The organism is Sphaerisporangium sp. NPDC049457 (assembly GCF_055586705.1).
Genome location: NZ_JBVJHR010000012.1, coordinates 96,460 through 110,577, shown reverse-complemented (window position 1 = coordinate 110,577; position 14,118 = coordinate 96,460). Strand labels below are relative to the sequence as shown.

The window sequence follows — 14,118 nt, the reverse complement described above, 5'->3', positions numbered from 1 at the left end:
TCCACATCACAAGATCTGCGGTCTGCGTGCGGCGGCCACGCGGTGACCGGCCGCTGGGCGCACGAGGGCCGTGACGGCCGCCGGCGATCCGCTCCGGTCAGTCGGTGGCGAGCAGGGTTGCGATGACGGCGCAACCCTTGCGCACGTCGGCGGTGGACGCGGAGCCGTATCCGAGGACCACCCCGTGGTGGCGTACCGGGCCGTGGTGGTGCCGCGCCGTCGTGTCCAGCAGCACCCCGTGCCGCGCGGCCGCGGCGACCAGCCGGTCGGCCGACCCGGCGGGCAGGGGAAGGACGACGTGCAGGCCGGCGGAGTCGCCGCTGACCCGGTCGCCGAGGATCTCGACGACGGCGGCGCGGCGGCGCGCGTAGGTCAGGCGCGCCCGCCGCAGATGGCGGTCCAGGTCGCCGCGCTCGATCAGCGCCGAGACGGCCTCCTGCAACGGGCCGGAGGTGCGGTCGGCCAGCGCCACGCGCACGCGGGCGATGTCCCTGAGCAGGGCCGGCGTCGCCACCAGCCAGCCGATGCCGACGTCGGGGGCGAGCGACTTCGACAGCGTGCCGAGCAGGACCACCCGTTCGGGGTCCAGCCCGTACAGGGCCGGGAGCGGCGCCACGTCGTAGCGGAACTCGGCGTCGTAGTCGTCCTCGACCACGGTGGCGCCGGTGCGGCGGGCCCAGGCGAGCAGCCGCTCCCTGCGCGGGATGGGCAGCCTGCCGCCGAGCGGATACTGGTGCGCGGGGGTGGTGTAGAGCAGGCGCAGGTCGCCGGGCAGGTCGCCGGGCAGCACGCCCTGCTCGTCCACCGGGCAGGGGACGATGCGGCCGCCGCGGGCGGCCATGATGTTGCGCGCCTTGCCGTATCCGGGCTCTTCGATCCCGGCCGGGTCGCCGGGCCGCAGCAGCGCCGCGGCGAGCAGGTCGAGCCCGTGGCCGGTGCCCCGGGTGACCATCACGTTCTCCGCTCCCACCGGGACGCCGCGCGCCCTGCGCAGGTGGCCGGCCAGCAGTTCCCGCAGGCGGTGGTGCCCGTACGGGTCGATGACGTCCATGGGCGGCCGGTCCGCGGCCGCGCGCCACGCCCGGCGCCACGCGGCCCGGTCGTAGTCGAGCACCCACGGCCGCCCCGGCCGCAGGTCGATCACCCCGGCGGCGGGACGCGGCGCGTCGTCGGGGGCGAACACCGTGTCCCCCTCGCCGGGCCCCTCCCGCGCCGCCGGCTCGTGGCCGGCGGCGCCGTCCGGACGCGCGAAGCCGGGCAGGTCGGCCACGTAGGTGCCGGAACCGTGCCGGCCTTCCAGCCATCCCTCGGCGTAGAGCTGCTGGAACGCCTCTGTGACGACCGTTCGTGACACGCCGAGCACCCGCGCGAGGGCCCGGCTGGAGGGCAGGCGCTCCCCCGCCCTGAGCGTGCCCGCGCGCATGCCCGCGCGGAGCTGGTCGCCGAGCTGCACCGTGAGCGGGACGGGCGCCTCCCGGTCGAGGGTGAGGGGAAGGTCGACATGGGCGGGCAAGTGGTCTCCTGGAATGAGGCGACAGTGGATCTGCACTACCAGTCCACTTCTCCGTACGGTAGCGGCATGCTGTCCTCGACTCCTCGCACCGCCCTCAGGCGCGGAAAGAAGCGCGTCCGCACCGACCGTTCCGAGCTGTACGCCGTCCTCGACGCCGGGCTGATCTGCCACGTGGGCGTGGTGGTGGACGGCTCGCCCATGGTGGTCCCCACCGGGTACGGCCGCATCGACGACACTCTCTACCTGCACGGATCCACCGGCGCGACCTCGCTGCACGCGGGCGGGGAGATCTGCGTGACCGTCACCCACCTGGACGGCGTCGTGCTCGCGCGCTCGGTGTTCCACCACTCGGTGAACTACCGTTCGGCGATGGTCTACGGCACCCCGCGGATCGTCGAGGACCCGGGCGAGCGGCTCGCGGGGCTGCGCGCGATCACCGAGAACCTGGCGCCCGGTCAGTGGGAGGCCACGCGTCCGCCGGACCGCAAGGAGCTGGCGGCCACCGAGGTCGTGGCGCTGTCGCTGGCGGAGGCGTCGGTGAAGGTGCGCCAGGGGCCGCCCGTGGACGACGAGGAGGACTACGCCCTGCCGGTCTGGGCCGGCGTGCTGCCGCTGCGGGCGAGCTGGGGCGCCCCCGAGCCCGACCCCGCGCTCGCGTCCGGGACGCCGGTGCCGGCGCACATCGCCGGAAGGGGGCGGCCCGGCCTCGCCGAATGACCTCGCGTGACGGCCGGCGACGGGGACCCGAGTGCGGCCGGAAACTGACAACGGCGCCGACTATATAGCAAATATCTATTTAAACATCACAGATAAGCTACGCCGCCATTAGGCTTCGTTGTCGCGTCATGGGTGGGGGCCCGGCCACATAAGGAGACCGCATGGACGGCCTGAGCGGGGCATGGCGAGTCCCCGGATATACCGAGGTCCGTGACCTCGGCAGCGGCGGATCAGGACGTGTCGTCATGGCGCGTCACGACGCCGACCAGACTTACGTCGCGATCAAATATCTGTCCGACGAGCTCTGCGCCGATCCGGGATTCGTCGTCCGCTTCCGCCACGAGGCGCGGCTGCTGGAGCTGATGGACAGCCCGCACGCCGCGCGGTTCTACGAGTACATCGAGCATCCCGGTGGCGCCGCCATCGTCATGGAGCTGGTGAACGGCGTCTCGTTGCGCGCGATGCTGCGCTCTGAGGGGCCGACCGGCGCCGAGGCGGCGCTCGTGCTGCTCAAGGGCTCGCTGCTCGGCCTGGCGGCCGCGCACGCCAGCGGGGTCGTGCACCGCGACTTCAAGCCCGAGAACGTCGTCATCGAAGGCGGCGGCGACAGCAAGCTCATCGACTTCGGCATCGCGGTGCGCTCCGGAGACGGGGTCAGCGGCGCGGGCACGCCTCCGTACATGGCGCCCGAGCAGTGGGCGGGCGCCCCCGCCGGCCCGAGCACCGACGTGTACGCCGCGACCATCGTGTTCTTCGAGTGCCTCACCGGCACCCGGCCGTTCCAGTCGCGCAACATGGCGGCGCTGGCGCGGCAGCACCAGTCGATGCCTCCGCCGGTCGAGCAGGTGCCCGCGCCGCTGCGCGGGCTCATCGAGCGCGGCATGGCCAAGCGCGCCGCCGACCGGCCCGCCACCGCCGACGCGTTCCTGGCCGAGCTGGAGGAGGTCGCCCTCCAGGCGTACGGGCCCGACTGGGAGGACCGGGGACGCCGCCGCCTGGCCGCGCTGGCCGGGCTGCTGGCCCTGCTGTTCCCGCTGGGGGACGAGCTGCCCGGCGCCAGCACCTCGCTGGGGGAGACCGAGCTCGGCGGCGTCCGCCGCGGCCTGAGCAAGCTCAGCGTCAAGCTCGTGGTGGGCGCCGTGGGCCTGGCGGTCGTCTCGGCGATCGGCGCCGTCCTGGTCGGCTCGATGGGCGACAGCACCCTGCAGGCGCAGACGACGACCACCACCCCGTCGGCCGCCGCGCCGGACACCTCCTCAAGCTCGCCCGAGCCCGCCATCGCCGAGTCGCCCACGGAGGAGCCCTCCGAGGAGCCGACGAAGGAGGAGGAGAGCCCGTCGGCCGAACCGACGGCCGAGCCGCCCGGCAACACCGCGGCCGCGGTGCCTTCGACGGCCCCGCGGCCCACCGCCACCAAGACCTCGAAGAAGCCCTCGCCGAAGCCCACCACCAGCAAGAAGGCGACCAAGTCCGCCAAGCCCTCCCCCTCGCCGACGGCGTCCGACGACGACACCACCGACCCCAAGGTGGACGACACGCTGCCCTCCGGCAGGCCGAGGCCCACCCCGACGCCCAGGCCCACCGAGAACCCGCCGGAGCCGACGCCCGAGCCCACGCGCACGGTCCCCACCCCCTCTCCGAGTTCGCCGAGGGGGGAGATCGGCGACACTCCGTCCCCCGAGACGACGCCCGATCGGGGCCCGGCGGGCCTGCTGGCGCTCGGCCTGGTGACGACCGGGGCGGTTCCCGCCACACTTGTCCTCAGACAGCGCATGGCGGGACGGCACCGGAGGCGGCGGTAGATGCCAGATGGCGAGAGCATCGCGGGGTACCGGCTGACGGGCCGTTCCCGCGCGGGTGAGACCGGCACCTGGAGCGACGCGCTGGCGCCTGACGGCGGCCGCGGCGGCGTGCTCTGGATCGATCCGGGGGCCCTGGCGGACGCCGGGGCCCGCGACCGGGTCGTCGCCGAGGTGACCGCCGACCGGCGCCTGACCCGCGGCGGCGTCACCGGGCTGATGCCGATCGCCGACCTGGTGGCCGCCCGGGGGCAGGTGTGGCTGCTGACCGCGCGTCCGGGCACGCCGTCGCTGGCGGAGCTGATGACGGGACCGTCCACGGCCCCCGCGCCGGACGCGGGGAGCGCGGCCACCATCCTGGTCGAGACGGCGCAGACCCTGCTGGCCGTGCACGCGGCGGGCCTGGTCCACGGCGCCCTGCACGCGGGCACGGTGGTGATCACCGACGAGGGCACGGCGCTGCTGGCCGAGCGCGGCCTGGCCCCGGCGCTGCGCGGCCTGCCCGCCACCGTCGAGCGCGACCTTTCCGCCTGGGCGTCGCTGTCGCGCGGGCTGGCGGCGGCGTGGGCGGCGGACGACCCCGAGGCCGCGCGGCTGTTCGACCGGGCGGCGGCCACCGCGACCACCCACGGCCTGGGCGCCGCCAGGGAAGCCCTGGTCAACGGGCGCGACCTGCTGCCCTCCGGGTTCGCCACCCGCGAGCGGCTCGTCCGGACGATCCAGTGGTGGTCGGCGAGCGCCGTCCCGACCCAGCGGCCGCCACACCTGCCGCAGGCGGCGCACGGCGCGGACACCGGCGAGGTCGTCACCCTGCTGTACTCGCCCGGCGCCGGTGAGCCGCCCGTCCACGCGGGGCAGGCGCCCGCCGCGGCCGCCACCGCCCCGGCGGGAGGCGGCGAGATGCGGTTCGGCCCCGGCGTGCCGGTGGACACGACGGCCGCGCAGATCTGGCGGGCCGGACGCGAGCAGCACACCGTCCCGGCCAAGGAGCGACTGGCGGGCGCCGCGCCCCGGCGGCGCCGCCGCGGCGGCGTTCTCGGTTCCGGCGTGCTGTTCGCGCTGATCCTGCTGGTCGCGGCCTTCCTGTGGTTCCAGCGCCCCGCGCCGCTGACGGTGACGGCGATCAACGTCAAGCAGCCGAAGGCCGCCGGGTGCGACACCACCGTGAACGTCACCGGAGTGATCACCACCAACGGGTCGGCCGGCCAGGTCTCCTACGAATGGGTGCTGACCAGGCAGAAGCCGATCAAGCACATCGACACCGTGCCGTCCGGGCGGTCCAAGCACGAGGTCACCCTCGAATGGGACGTGAGCGGCCGCGGAACGCGCAAGCTGACCGCCCGGCTCCGCGTGCTGTCCCCGCTCGCCGCCCCGGGCACGCCCCTCGAAGACGCCGCCACCTTCACCTACAAGTGCTGACGACCGCCACCGGCACCCATGTGGTGCCGGGAGGTGACCGGCGCAGGCGCCGTGGGGTGGGCAGGATGCGGCGATGGCGGCGCCGTCGTACGGCGCGTGGGACAGGCGCGCAGGGCGGCCCGGGGAACGTTCGTGGAGCCGGCATCAGATCGCTCGCCAAATGCGCGCAATAACTGGGATGTCACTATTCTGACGACATGACGCAGACCCCCGCCGGCTGGTACCCGGACCCATACGGATCTCCCCAACTTCGGTGGTGGGATGGCACGCAATGGACCGACGCCACCCATCCTCTGGAGGCCTCCTCAGGCCAGGCCCCGGTGACGACCGGCCAGTGGAGCCGGCCGGAGGGCGCATCCCAGACCGGAGGGTCCCAGCAGGGCTCCGAGACCCCGCAGGACGCGCCGCCGCAGGCGGGCGCCGGGTCACAGCAGGCGGGCGCGCAGGGAACGGGGCAGCATCCCCAGCCCGGCATGGGGCAGCCGCCTCAGCCCGGCACGGGCCCGCAGCAGCCGGGCACCGGCCCTTACCCGCAGCCGCAGGGCACCGGGCCGCAGTCGCAGCCCGGGGGCACGGGTCCGTACCCGCAGCAGGGCACGGGTCCGTACCCGCAGGGGGCGGCGTCACCCGGTGCGGGCGGGCAGCAGGGCACCGGCGCCCACCAGCAGCCGGGCCAGTTCGCCCCGCCCGGCGGCGGGCAGCAGTACGGCGGGCCCGGTCAGCCGACGGGCCAGTTCGGCCAGCCCACGAGCGCCTACGGCCAGCCGGGCGGACCGTACGGGCAGCCCGGCGGGTACGGCGGCCCGGGGGGGCAGCAGCAGTGGGGCGTCCCCGGCGGCACGGCCCAGATGCCGGTGCCGGAGTTCGGCCCCCAGGGGCCTCCGCCGCGGAAGAAGAGCCCCCTGCCGTGGGTGCTGGGCGGCGGCGCCGTCGCGATTCTCGTGGTCGTGGCCGTGGTGATCGCGTTCACCCTCGCCAACCGCGCCACCACGCCGTCGGCGGCGGGCACGCCCCTGCCGAGCGCGTCGTCCGAGCCTGCCGACCCGCAGATCACCCCTCCGCTGGACACCCCGACCCCGGAGCCGAGCGTCACGGACTTCCCGGCCGAGGTGCCCCAGGTCGAGGACGGCCGCATCACCGACCCGCGCGCGGGCCTTTCCTACAAGTACGGCGGCGACGCGTGGGCGGTGCCGCCGTGGTCGGTGCTGAACGGCACCGGCCGGCCCGACCCGCGCTTCCCGCTGTGGACCAGCGGCTACCAGGGGCTGTCGCAGAAGAACTACGACGGCCAGGGCCACGACTGGGTGGGCACCGTGACGGCGTGCAGGCTGCCGGAGGTCTTCCAGTACAACGGCCCCGATGACCTGGGCAAGGTGGCCGCCACCTTCTTCAAGGTCTACGAGCGGACCTTCTACAGCCCGCCCCACAAGAACAAGACCCTCAGGGACGAGGCCATCGAGGTGAGCGGCAAGAAGGCCTGGGTGCTGGAGTTCGAGCTGGACTTCACCGCCGAGGCCAAGAAGGCGGGCTGGAAGTTCAAGAAGGAGCGCGGAATGATCGTGGTCGTCGACCAGGACAAGGAGCGACCTTCCGTTCTTTACGCCTCCGTACCCGACAATATGGACACTTCAACGATCGGTCGCGTACTGGACTCTCTCAAGGCCTCGTGAGCGGGCACTACGCTGTGCCTTATGAGTGACCTGTTGGTCTGGATCGACTGTGAGATGACCGGGCTCGATCTCGGCCGTGACGCGCTCGTGGAGGTCGCGTGCGTCGTGACCGACGGCGAGCTGAACCAGCTCGACGAGGGCATCGACGTCGTCATCAAGCCGCCACAGGAGTCGCTTGAGCAGATGTCGGAGGTCGTGCGGCAGATGCACACCTCCTCCGGCCTGCTCAGCGCCCTGGGGGACGGCGTGACGCTCGCCGAGGCCGAGTCGATGGTTCTCGAGTACATCCGGCGGCATGTGCCCGAGCCCAAGAAGGCGCCGCTGTGCGGCAACTCCATCTCCACCGACCGCTCGTTCATCGCGCGCGACATGCCGGCCGTCGATGCCTACCTGCACTACCGCATGGTGGACGTCTCCTCGGTGAAGGAGCTGGTCCGCCGCTGGTACCCCCGGGTCTACTTCGCCTCTCCGGCCAAGCAGGGCGGCCACCGGGCGCTGGCCGACATCACCGAGAGCGTGCAGGAGATGCGCTACTACCGCGCCGCCGTCTTCGTGCCGCAGCCCGGCCCCGACAGCGCCACCGCACGTGAGGTGGCCGAGGCCATAACCGGATCTTGACGCGGCGCGGCACCAGGAGCTCCCAAAGACCGCTACACTTTTCCTGTGCCGCGGTGATGACCGCGGACATGGTGGGTGTAGCTCAGTTGGCAGAGCGCCAGGTTGTGGTCCTGGATGTCGTGGGTTCAAGTCCCATCACTCACCCCAGCGGTCGATGGCCGGTCCTCACGGACCGGCCATCGCGCTTTTCTGCTCCGTGCGCTTTCGCGGAAAGTGAGCTTTTCTCGGACTGGCTGGCCCCCAAAGGCCGCGACGGCGGGCTATGCTCGCAAAAAACCGCTACACCGCCAGCGCGGGGGGCTCGGCGATCTGACAATGATTCGTGCCACGGAGGCCGGATGAGTGTCGATGACGCCACTTACAACGAGCACGCGCACACCGAGCTGAGCAAACGCGAGGCCGAGGTGATGGAGCTGATCGCGACGGGCCACTCCAACGGTGAGATCGCCCAGCGGCTGTTCCTCAGCGAGAAGACCGTCAAGAACCACGTGAACCGCATCTACTCCAAGCTCGGGGCCGACTGCCGCATGACGGCGATCGGCCTGTGGAAGGACGGCTCCTCCGGCAGGGCGCACCCCTGACACGGCCGGCGGCGCGCCGGCCAGGGGGACGGTCCGAGACGGTCCGACGTCAAGGAGACCGGTGGGCGATGAGCCCGGCGGTCAGGCAGGCACGCCCACAGCCTTCCGCACGGCCGTCAGCGCGCGGCCGAGCGCGGCCAGACCGTACGAAATCTCCTCCGGGGTGACCGACAGGGCGGGACGAAGCCGCACCGACCGCTCCCCGCATGGCAGGACGAGCACTCCCTCGTCGTCGCGCAGGGCCCGCACCACCCGGTCGCGGGCGTCCAGGACGTCGAAGGCGCACATCAGGCCCCGCCCCCGGGCGTTGACGACCAGGCCGGGGAAGCCGGCCTCCAGCTCACGCAGGCCGCCGAGCAGCGTCTCGCCGAGCACCGCGGCGCGCGCGATGAGCCCGTCCCGCTCGATGATCTCCAGCATGCGGCGCGAGCGCACCATGTCGACCAGCCCGCCGCCCCAGGTGGAGTTGATCCGCCCGCTCACCTGGAACACGTTGCCGGGCACCTCGTCCACCCTGCGCCCGGCCATGATGCCGCCGACCTGAACCTTCTTGGCGAAGGCCACGATGTCGGGCGCCAGGCCGAGCTGCTGGTAGGCCCACGGCGTGCCGGTGAGCCCGCCCCCGGTCTGCACCTCGTCCATGATGAACAGCGCGTCCCGCTCGTGGCACAGGCGCTGGACGGCCTGCAGGAACTCCGGCCGCATGTGGTTGTCGCCGCCCTCGCCCTGGATGGGCTCGGCGATGAAGCAGGCGATGTCGTTCGGGTGTCGGTCGAAGGCGGCCCGGGCCTGGTCCAGCGCCCGCTCCTCCGCGGCCTCGACGTCGCCGAAGTGGATCGCGGGCACCTCGACGCGCGGCCAGTCGAAGACCGGGAAGCGGTCGGTCTTGACCGGCTCGGTGTTGGTGAGCGACAGCGTGTACCCGCTGCGGCCGTGGAAGGCGCGGGTGAGGTGCAGCACCTTGCCGCCCAGTTCGCGGGAGCGGCCCCGGGCCTCGTTGTGGCGGCTCTTCCAGTCGAACGCGCACTTCAGGGCGTTCTCCACCGCGAGCGCGCCCCCTTCGACGAAGAAGAGGTGGGGAAGCTCGGGATCGCCGAGCACGCGGGCGAAGGTGTCGGCGAAGTCGGCGAGGTGCGAGGTGTACATGTCGGAGTTCGCCGGTTTGTTGGCGGCCACCCGGCCGAGGAGGGCCATGAACTCCGGATCGTCGGCGAACGGGTTAACGCCCAGCGGGGCGGAGGCGAAGAAGGTGTAGAAGTCGAGGTAGCGCCGGCCGGTGGCGGCGTCCACGATCCACGACCCCCCGCTGCGGTCGAGGTCGAGTTCGAGACGGTAGCCGTCGACGAGCAGGTGGCGGGCCAGCCGGTCGAGCACGCTCATGTGCCCTCCCCTTCGAGGTACCTAATCCGTGATATGCAGGATCATTCCCGGCTCTGCCGATGATTATGTGAAAGCTTTCCGGTAGATCTGGCTTATCGCGCAGATTCTTCCCGCACATGATCGAACAGACCGGACCTCGAGGGGACGGTCCGGCGGACGGACCTGGGGGGGACGGCCCGGCGAACGGTGGCCGTTCAGACGGCGTGCGCGGCGGGGCCCGCGGCGCTCCTGCGCGCGGTCTCGCGCACGCGGTACGCCTGGAACAGCAGCGAGGCGCCGTAGAGGATGGCGAACAGGCCGATCAGCCAGGTCAGGGCGAGGGCGCCCCTGCCAGGCCAGACGAACAGCAGGAGTCCGAAGACCACGGCGAGCGCGCCGCTGACGAGGTAGACCCAGTCGGTGTCACCGGCCTTGCGGCGCGCGACCGCCGCCACGATTTCGGCCGCGCCGATGACGACCGCGTAGGCGGCGATCAGCATGAGCAGCGCCAGCGCGGTGATGCCCGGCCAGACCCAGGCCACGAGGCCGGCCACGATGCCGAAGACGCCCGAGACGGCCAGCCAGAGGCGCGAGTCGCGGGGATGGACGCCGCGGAAGGCGCCGAACAGGGAGAACGCCCCGCTGATGATCGCGTAGGCGCCGAACAGGACGACCAGCGTCAGCAGCGTGATCAGCGGCCAGATGACGGCCAGGATGCCGAACACGATCGCGCACGCTCCGCGCACCGCCGGCACCCACCACTGCCGGCCCATCTCGGCGCCGTGCCGACCCGCCTCGCCGCTGACCTCGTACATGTCGTTCTCCTCGATCGAGCTTCGCTTCCGTTCCTATCCGGAAAGTGCCTGGTAACAGACCAAATAGGAGCCAAAAGCTCTCTACCTCGCCGCAAGTCCCCCTATATGGGCTGAAGTCCGGACGCTGCCGTCCGAGGCCGGCCGGCGGCTTGGACTCACAGGGCGCCGAGGAAGCGGGCGGCCACCGTGGCCGCCGCGCCCGCCCCGGCGCCGCCGTGCTCGACGAAGACGGCGAACGCCAGGTCGCCGCGGTAGCCGACGAACCACGAATGGTCCCCGCCCGACGCCGTCTCCGCGGTGCCGGTCTTGCCCGACACCCCGCCGGGCAGGCCGGACCCGGCCGCCGTCCCGTCCGTCACGACCGCCGCCATCATCGAGCGCAACTGCGCGACGACGGGCTCGGGCAGGCGCCTCGGCTTGGGACGGCCGTCGATCTCCAGGCGCTTCACGGCCTTCTCCGACATCAGCCGGGGCGGGCGCCAGGTGCCGTCGCGGACCGCGGCGGCGACGAGCGCCATGCACAGCGGGGTGGCCTGCACCGAGTTCTGCCCGATGGCGTCGGCGCCCAGCTCGTCGCCGTCGCCGGCCTTGCGCATCGTCCCGCAGAGCCCGCCGACGCCCGATTTCAGGTTGCCGCCGAACCCCAGCTCCGTCGCCTGACGCCGCAGCGCCGCGTCTCCCAGTCGCTCGACGGCGAGCCGGGCGAACGTGGTGTTGCACGACAGGGCGAACGCCTCGCGGAGGCTGACCGTCCCGTGGTCCTCCTCGTCATGGTTGGTGAAGGTCCGCCCGTTCGGGATGGTGTACCTGGCCGGGCACGGCACCGGCGTGTCCGCGGTCAGCCCGCCGCCGAGCAGCGCCGCCGCCGTTATGATCTTGAAGGTGGAGCCGGGCGGGGCGGGCTGGTAGAAGGCGCCCTGGCCGGGCAGCCGGTCGGCCACGGCGAGCACCTCGCCCGTGGACGGCCTGACCGCGACGACGGCCGCGGGACGCTCGACGCCGTCGAGCGCGCGGGCGGCCGCCGCCTGCGTCCACCAGTCCAGCGTCGTACGGTAGGTCCGCTCCGTGGGCCGGCGGAACACCACGAGGTTCCTGGTCTTCCCCGCGGCGGAGGCGACCGCGATCGCCCATCCCGTGGCAGGTTCGTCGTCGAAGTCGTCGATCTTGCCGGCCAGGTCCTTGAAGTAGCTCTCGGCGCCGCTGGCGTGCGGCAGCGGCCTGCCTTGCCGGGTGCGCAGCTCGGTGCCCGGCACCGGGATCTCCGTGAGCCGCGGCCGCTCGTCCGCCGCGACGCCGGGCTGGAGCGTCTGCGGCGTCCAGACGACCTTCCACTCGCCGTCCCTGACCGCCAGGTGCAGCACCGACGAGAACCGCCACTGCCCCAGCTCGCCGATCTGCCGCACGCCTTCGAACGGCAGGTCGGCGGCCCGTTCGCCGCGCGGCACGACCGTCCCGGGCGTCAGCTTGATCGACAGGATCTGCAGGTCGGAGCTGAGGCGCCGGTGCCGCTCCATGAAGTCGGCGGGCGGGGACGCGACCCGCCGGCGCATCTCGGGCAGGTTCTGCGCCGCCCAGGCGTCGAGGTAGGCTCGCCCGGCCTGCTCAGGGGTGCCGGTGACCCGGCGCGCGTCCAGCACCAGCGCCACCAGGGAGGCCGCGACGATGACAACACTGACCCCGACGAGAGCGAACAGTCCTCGGCGGCGCATACGGTTCTCCCAAGGGTGCCGGGCATGGCACATCCCGATATATCAGAACCATGGGAGACCATGTGGGCAAGCGTAAGACCGAGTCGGATCCCGTGACCGGCCGCTACCCGGTCGACATGGGCGAGGTCGAGCTGCTCAGAGATCTCGACCGGCCCCACGGATGGCTGCTGAGCATGGCCGGGGTCCCGCAGTCGTACGTCGACCTGGAGGATCCGACCTACCTCGACTTCGAGTACGTCCGGCTGATGGCCGACGTGATCGACGCGATCGAGGAGGGCCCGCTGGACGTGGTGCACGTCGGCGCCGGCGCCTGCACCCTCCCCCGGTACGTCGCGGCCACCCGTCCGGGCTCCCGGCACATCGTCATCGAGCCGGACGCGGCGCTGGTGCAGCTCGTCCGCGACCAGCTGCGGCTGAGGTCGGTGCCCCGGCTGAAGGTCCGGGTGGCCGACGGCCGCGCGGCCGCCGCCGCGCTGCACGACGCCTCGGCCGACCTGTTCATCCTGGACGCCTTCAGCGGCGCGACGATGCCCGTGGACCTGGCCACCGCCGAGTACATGGGCGACGTCGCCCGGGTGCTGAAGGACTCCGGCACCCTGCTGATCAACATCGCCGACGGCAAGGGGCTGGCGTTCGCGCGCCGGGTCGTCGCCACCGTCCGCGGCACCTTCCGCCACGTGGCCCTGCTCGCCGAGCCGGGCATCCTGCGCGGGCGGCGCTTCGGCAACCTCATCGTGACCGCCTCGCCCGCGCCGCTGCCGCTGCGCGAGCTGACCCGCAAGGCGGCGGGCGGCCTGACCCAGGCCCGGTGCGTGTACGACGAGGACCTGGTGAAGTTCGTCGCGGGCGCAGCGCCGATCAGGGACGGCGACGCGGTGGTCACCCCCGTCCCCCCGCCCGAGCTCTTCCAGTGACGCCTCCGGCCCCGCCCGCCGGCGCCGGACGGCGTTTCAGTCGAACAGGTCGGGGTCGGTGCGGGTGATCTGGTCGTACAGCGGCTGGAAGTTGATCCATCCCACCAGGTCGTTGCCGATCTGGCCGTGCGTGAGCTTGGCGTTCTCGTGGGTGATCGGCACGACCTGGCCGGCCGCCTTGGCCAGGAGCTGCGCCTGGCACGAGCGCTCCATGGTGATGAACCACCAGGCGGCGGCGTCCACCGAGTCGCCCACCGTCAGCAGGCCGTGGTTGCGCAGGATGACGGCCTTGTGCGAGCCGAGCGCCCGGGCGATCCTGCGCCCCTCCTCGATCTCGACCACCACGCCGGTGTAGTCGTCGAACAGGCCGTGGTCCTCGTAGAAGGCGCACGCGTCCTGGGTCAGGGGTTCGAGCGGCTGCCCGAGGGCCGACAGCGCCTTCCCGTGCACCGAGTGGCTGTGGGCGGCGGCGACCGCGTCCGGGCGGGCCTGGTGGACCATCGAGTGGATCGCGAACGCGGCCTTGTTGACGTGGTAACGCCCCTCGACGACCTCTCCCTCGTGGTTGACCATGATCAGGTCGCTGACCTTCACATGCTTGAAGCTCATCCCGAACGGGTTGACCCAGAAGTGGTCCGGGTGCTCGGGGTCGCGCGCGGTGATGTGGCCGGCGACGCCCTCCTCGAAGCCCAGGCGCCCGAACAGCCTGAGCGCCGCGGCCAGCCGCTCCAGGCGGTGGCGCCGCTCGTCCGCGACGTCGTCGAACTTCGGCGGGAGCCGGAAGGTCAGCTGCTCGCCGGGAATCGGACGCAGGTCCGCGAGGCTCATGGGGTCTCCTCATCGCCCGAACATCTGTCGGTTACCGCCAAGTATGACCGCTCGCCCCCGCACCGGTGAAGGCCCCCACGCCGAGCGGACGCCCACAGAACGCCCGCCGCCCCGACCGCCGCAGGGCCGGTTGACCGTCGCTGGACCGCGGGTTTACCGTACAACGACTACTCCAT

The 14,118-nt window shown here is 72.6% G+C and carries 12 protein-coding genes and 1 tRNA gene; 8 read left to right on the top strand and 5 right to left on the bottom strand.

The annotated features are described in order from the left end of the window. Positions 1–97: 97 nt before the first annotated feature. Positions 98–1,513, bottom strand: a complete 1,416-nt coding sequence (gene pdxR, locus ACZ6QO_RS20025; protein WP_465852642.1) for a MocR-like pyridoxine biosynthesis transcription factor PdxR — start codon at positions 1,511–1,513, stop codon at positions 98–100. A 66-nt stretch (positions 1,514–1,579) separates the two neighbouring features. Here pdxR and ACZ6QO_RS20020 point away from each other — a divergent pair, with 66 nt between their 5' ends. The 7 genes from ACZ6QO_RS20020 to ACZ6QO_RS19990 all read left to right on the top strand — a co-directional run bounded on the left by ACZ6QO_RS20020 (position 1,580) and on the right by ACZ6QO_RS19990 (position 8,317). Continuing rightward, positions 1,580–2,230: a pyridoxamine 5'-phosphate oxidase family protein gene (locus ACZ6QO_RS20020; RefSeq protein WP_465852902.1), complete on the top strand. Its 651-nt coding sequence runs from the start codon at positions 1,580–1,582 to the stop codon at positions 2,228–2,230. A 161-nt stretch (positions 2,231–2,391) separates the two neighbouring features. Then, positions 2,392–4,032, top strand: a complete 1,641-nt coding sequence (locus ACZ6QO_RS20015; RefSeq protein WP_465852640.1) for a serine/threonine-protein kinase — start codon at positions 2,392–2,394, stop codon at positions 4,030–4,032. Next, positions 4,033–5,448 (top strand): protein kinase family protein, encoded by a 1,416-nt coding sequence (locus tag ACZ6QO_RS20010; RefSeq protein ID WP_465852638.1) that lies wholly within the window; start codon positions 4,033–4,035, stop codon positions 5,446–5,448. It abuts the gene before it with no gap. A gap of 197 nt (positions 5,449–5,645) precedes the next feature. Further along, positions 5,646–7,118, top strand: coding sequence for a DUF2510 domain-containing protein (locus tag ACZ6QO_RS20005; RefSeq protein ID WP_465852636.1), 1,473 nt, complete (start codon positions 5,646–5,648; stop codon positions 7,116–7,118). 21 nt (positions 7,119–7,139) lie between these two features. Beyond that, entirely contained in the window at positions 7,140–7,736 is a 597-nt protein-coding gene (orn, locus tag ACZ6QO_RS20000; RefSeq protein WP_465852634.1) for an oligoribonuclease, read from the top strand. 71 nt (positions 7,737–7,807) lie between these two features. Beyond that, positions 7,808–7,883: transfer RNA gene (locus ACZ6QO_RS19995), tRNA-His, on the top strand. Positions 7,884–8,074: 191 nt separating this feature from the next. Beyond that, the gene (locus tag ACZ6QO_RS19990) at positions 8,075–8,317 is read left to right on the top strand and encodes a helix-turn-helix domain-containing protein (RefSeq protein WP_465852632.1); all 243 of its coding nucleotides are present in this window, start codon (positions 8,075–8,077) and stop codon (positions 8,315–8,317) included. Positions 8,318–8,398: 81 nt separating this feature from the next. Here ACZ6QO_RS19990 and lat read toward each other — a convergent pair whose 3' ends face one another. The 3 genes from lat to ACZ6QO_RS19975 form a co-directional block, all read right to left on the bottom strand. Next, positions 8,399–9,697: an L-lysine 6-transaminase gene (gene lat / locus ACZ6QO_RS19985; RefSeq protein ID WP_465852630.1), complete on the bottom strand. Its 1,299-nt coding sequence runs from the start codon at positions 9,695–9,697 to the stop codon at positions 8,399–8,401. Positions 9,698–9,891: 194 nt separating this feature from the next. Then, positions 9,892–10,491 carry an HdeD family acid-resistance protein gene (locus ACZ6QO_RS19980; RefSeq protein ID WP_465852628.1) on the bottom strand — a complete coding sequence of 200 codons (600 nt, stop codon included), beginning with the start codon at positions 10,489–10,491 and terminating at the stop codon, positions 9,892–9,894. A gap of 155 nt (positions 10,492–10,646) precedes the next feature. Beyond that, positions 10,647–12,200 (bottom strand): penicillin-binding transpeptidase domain-containing protein, encoded by a 1,554-nt coding sequence (locus ACZ6QO_RS19975; protein ID WP_465852626.1) that lies wholly within the window; start codon positions 12,198–12,200, stop codon positions 10,647–10,649. 62 nt (positions 12,201–12,262) lie between these two features. On the opposite strand from ACZ6QO_RS19975, the gene ACZ6QO_RS19970 reads away from it, so the two are divergent. Beyond that, positions 12,263–13,114: a spermidine synthase gene (locus tag ACZ6QO_RS19970; RefSeq protein ID WP_465852624.1), complete on the top strand. Its 852-nt coding sequence runs from the start codon at positions 12,263–12,265 to the stop codon at positions 13,112–13,114. Between the two features lie 36 nt (positions 13,115–13,150). Here the strand turns inward: ACZ6QO_RS19970 and ACZ6QO_RS19965 are convergent, their stop codons facing one another. Next, complete coding sequence (locus ACZ6QO_RS19965) at positions 13,151–13,942, bottom strand: class II aldolase/adducin family protein (RefSeq protein WP_465852622.1); 792 nt, start codon at positions 13,940–13,942, stop codon at positions 13,151–13,153. Between the last annotated feature and the right edge of the window lie 176 nt (positions 13,943–14,118).

What these genes read in the sequence shown, in the direction of transcription:
- ACZ6QO_RS20020 (WP_465852902.1), top strand. Translation starts at nt 1,580, where the DNA reads ATGCTGTCCTCGACTCCTCGCACCGCCCTCAGGCGCGGAAAGAAGCGC.
- ACZ6QO_RS20015 (WP_465852640.1), top strand. Translation starts at nt 2,392, where the DNA reads ATGGACGGCCTGAGCGGGGCATGGCGAGTCCCCGGATATACCGAGGTC.
- ACZ6QO_RS20010 (WP_465852638.1), top strand. Translation starts at nt 4,033, where the DNA reads ATGCCAGATGGCGAGAGCATCGCGGGGTACCGGCTGACGGGCCGTTCC.
- ACZ6QO_RS20005 (WP_465852636.1), top strand. Translation starts at nt 5,646, where the DNA reads ATGACGCAGACCCCCGCCGGCTGGTACCCGGACCCATACGGATCTCCC.
- orn (WP_465852634.1), top strand. Translation starts at nt 7,140, where the DNA reads ATGAGTGACCTGTTGGTCTGGATCGACTGTGAGATGACCGGGCTCGAT.
- ACZ6QO_RS19990 (WP_465852632.1), top strand. Translation starts at nt 8,075, where the DNA reads ATGAGTGTCGATGACGCCACTTACAACGAGCACGCGCACACCGAGCTG.
- lat (WP_465852630.1), bottom strand. Translation starts at nt 9,697, where the DNA reads ATGAGCGTGCTCGACCGGCTGGCCCGCCACCTGCTCGTCGACGGCTAC.
- ACZ6QO_RS19980 (WP_465852628.1), bottom strand. Translation starts at nt 10,491, where the DNA reads ATGTACGAGGTCAGCGGCGAGGCGGGTCGGCACGGCGCCGAGATGGGC.
- ACZ6QO_RS19975 (WP_465852626.1), bottom strand. Translation starts at nt 12,200, where the DNA reads ATGCGCCGCCGAGGACTGTTCGCTCTCGTCGGGGTCAGTGTTGTCATC.
- ACZ6QO_RS19965 (WP_465852622.1), bottom strand. Translation starts at nt 13,942, where the DNA reads ATGAGCCTCGCGGACCTGCGTCCGATTCCCGGCGAGCAGCTGACCTTC.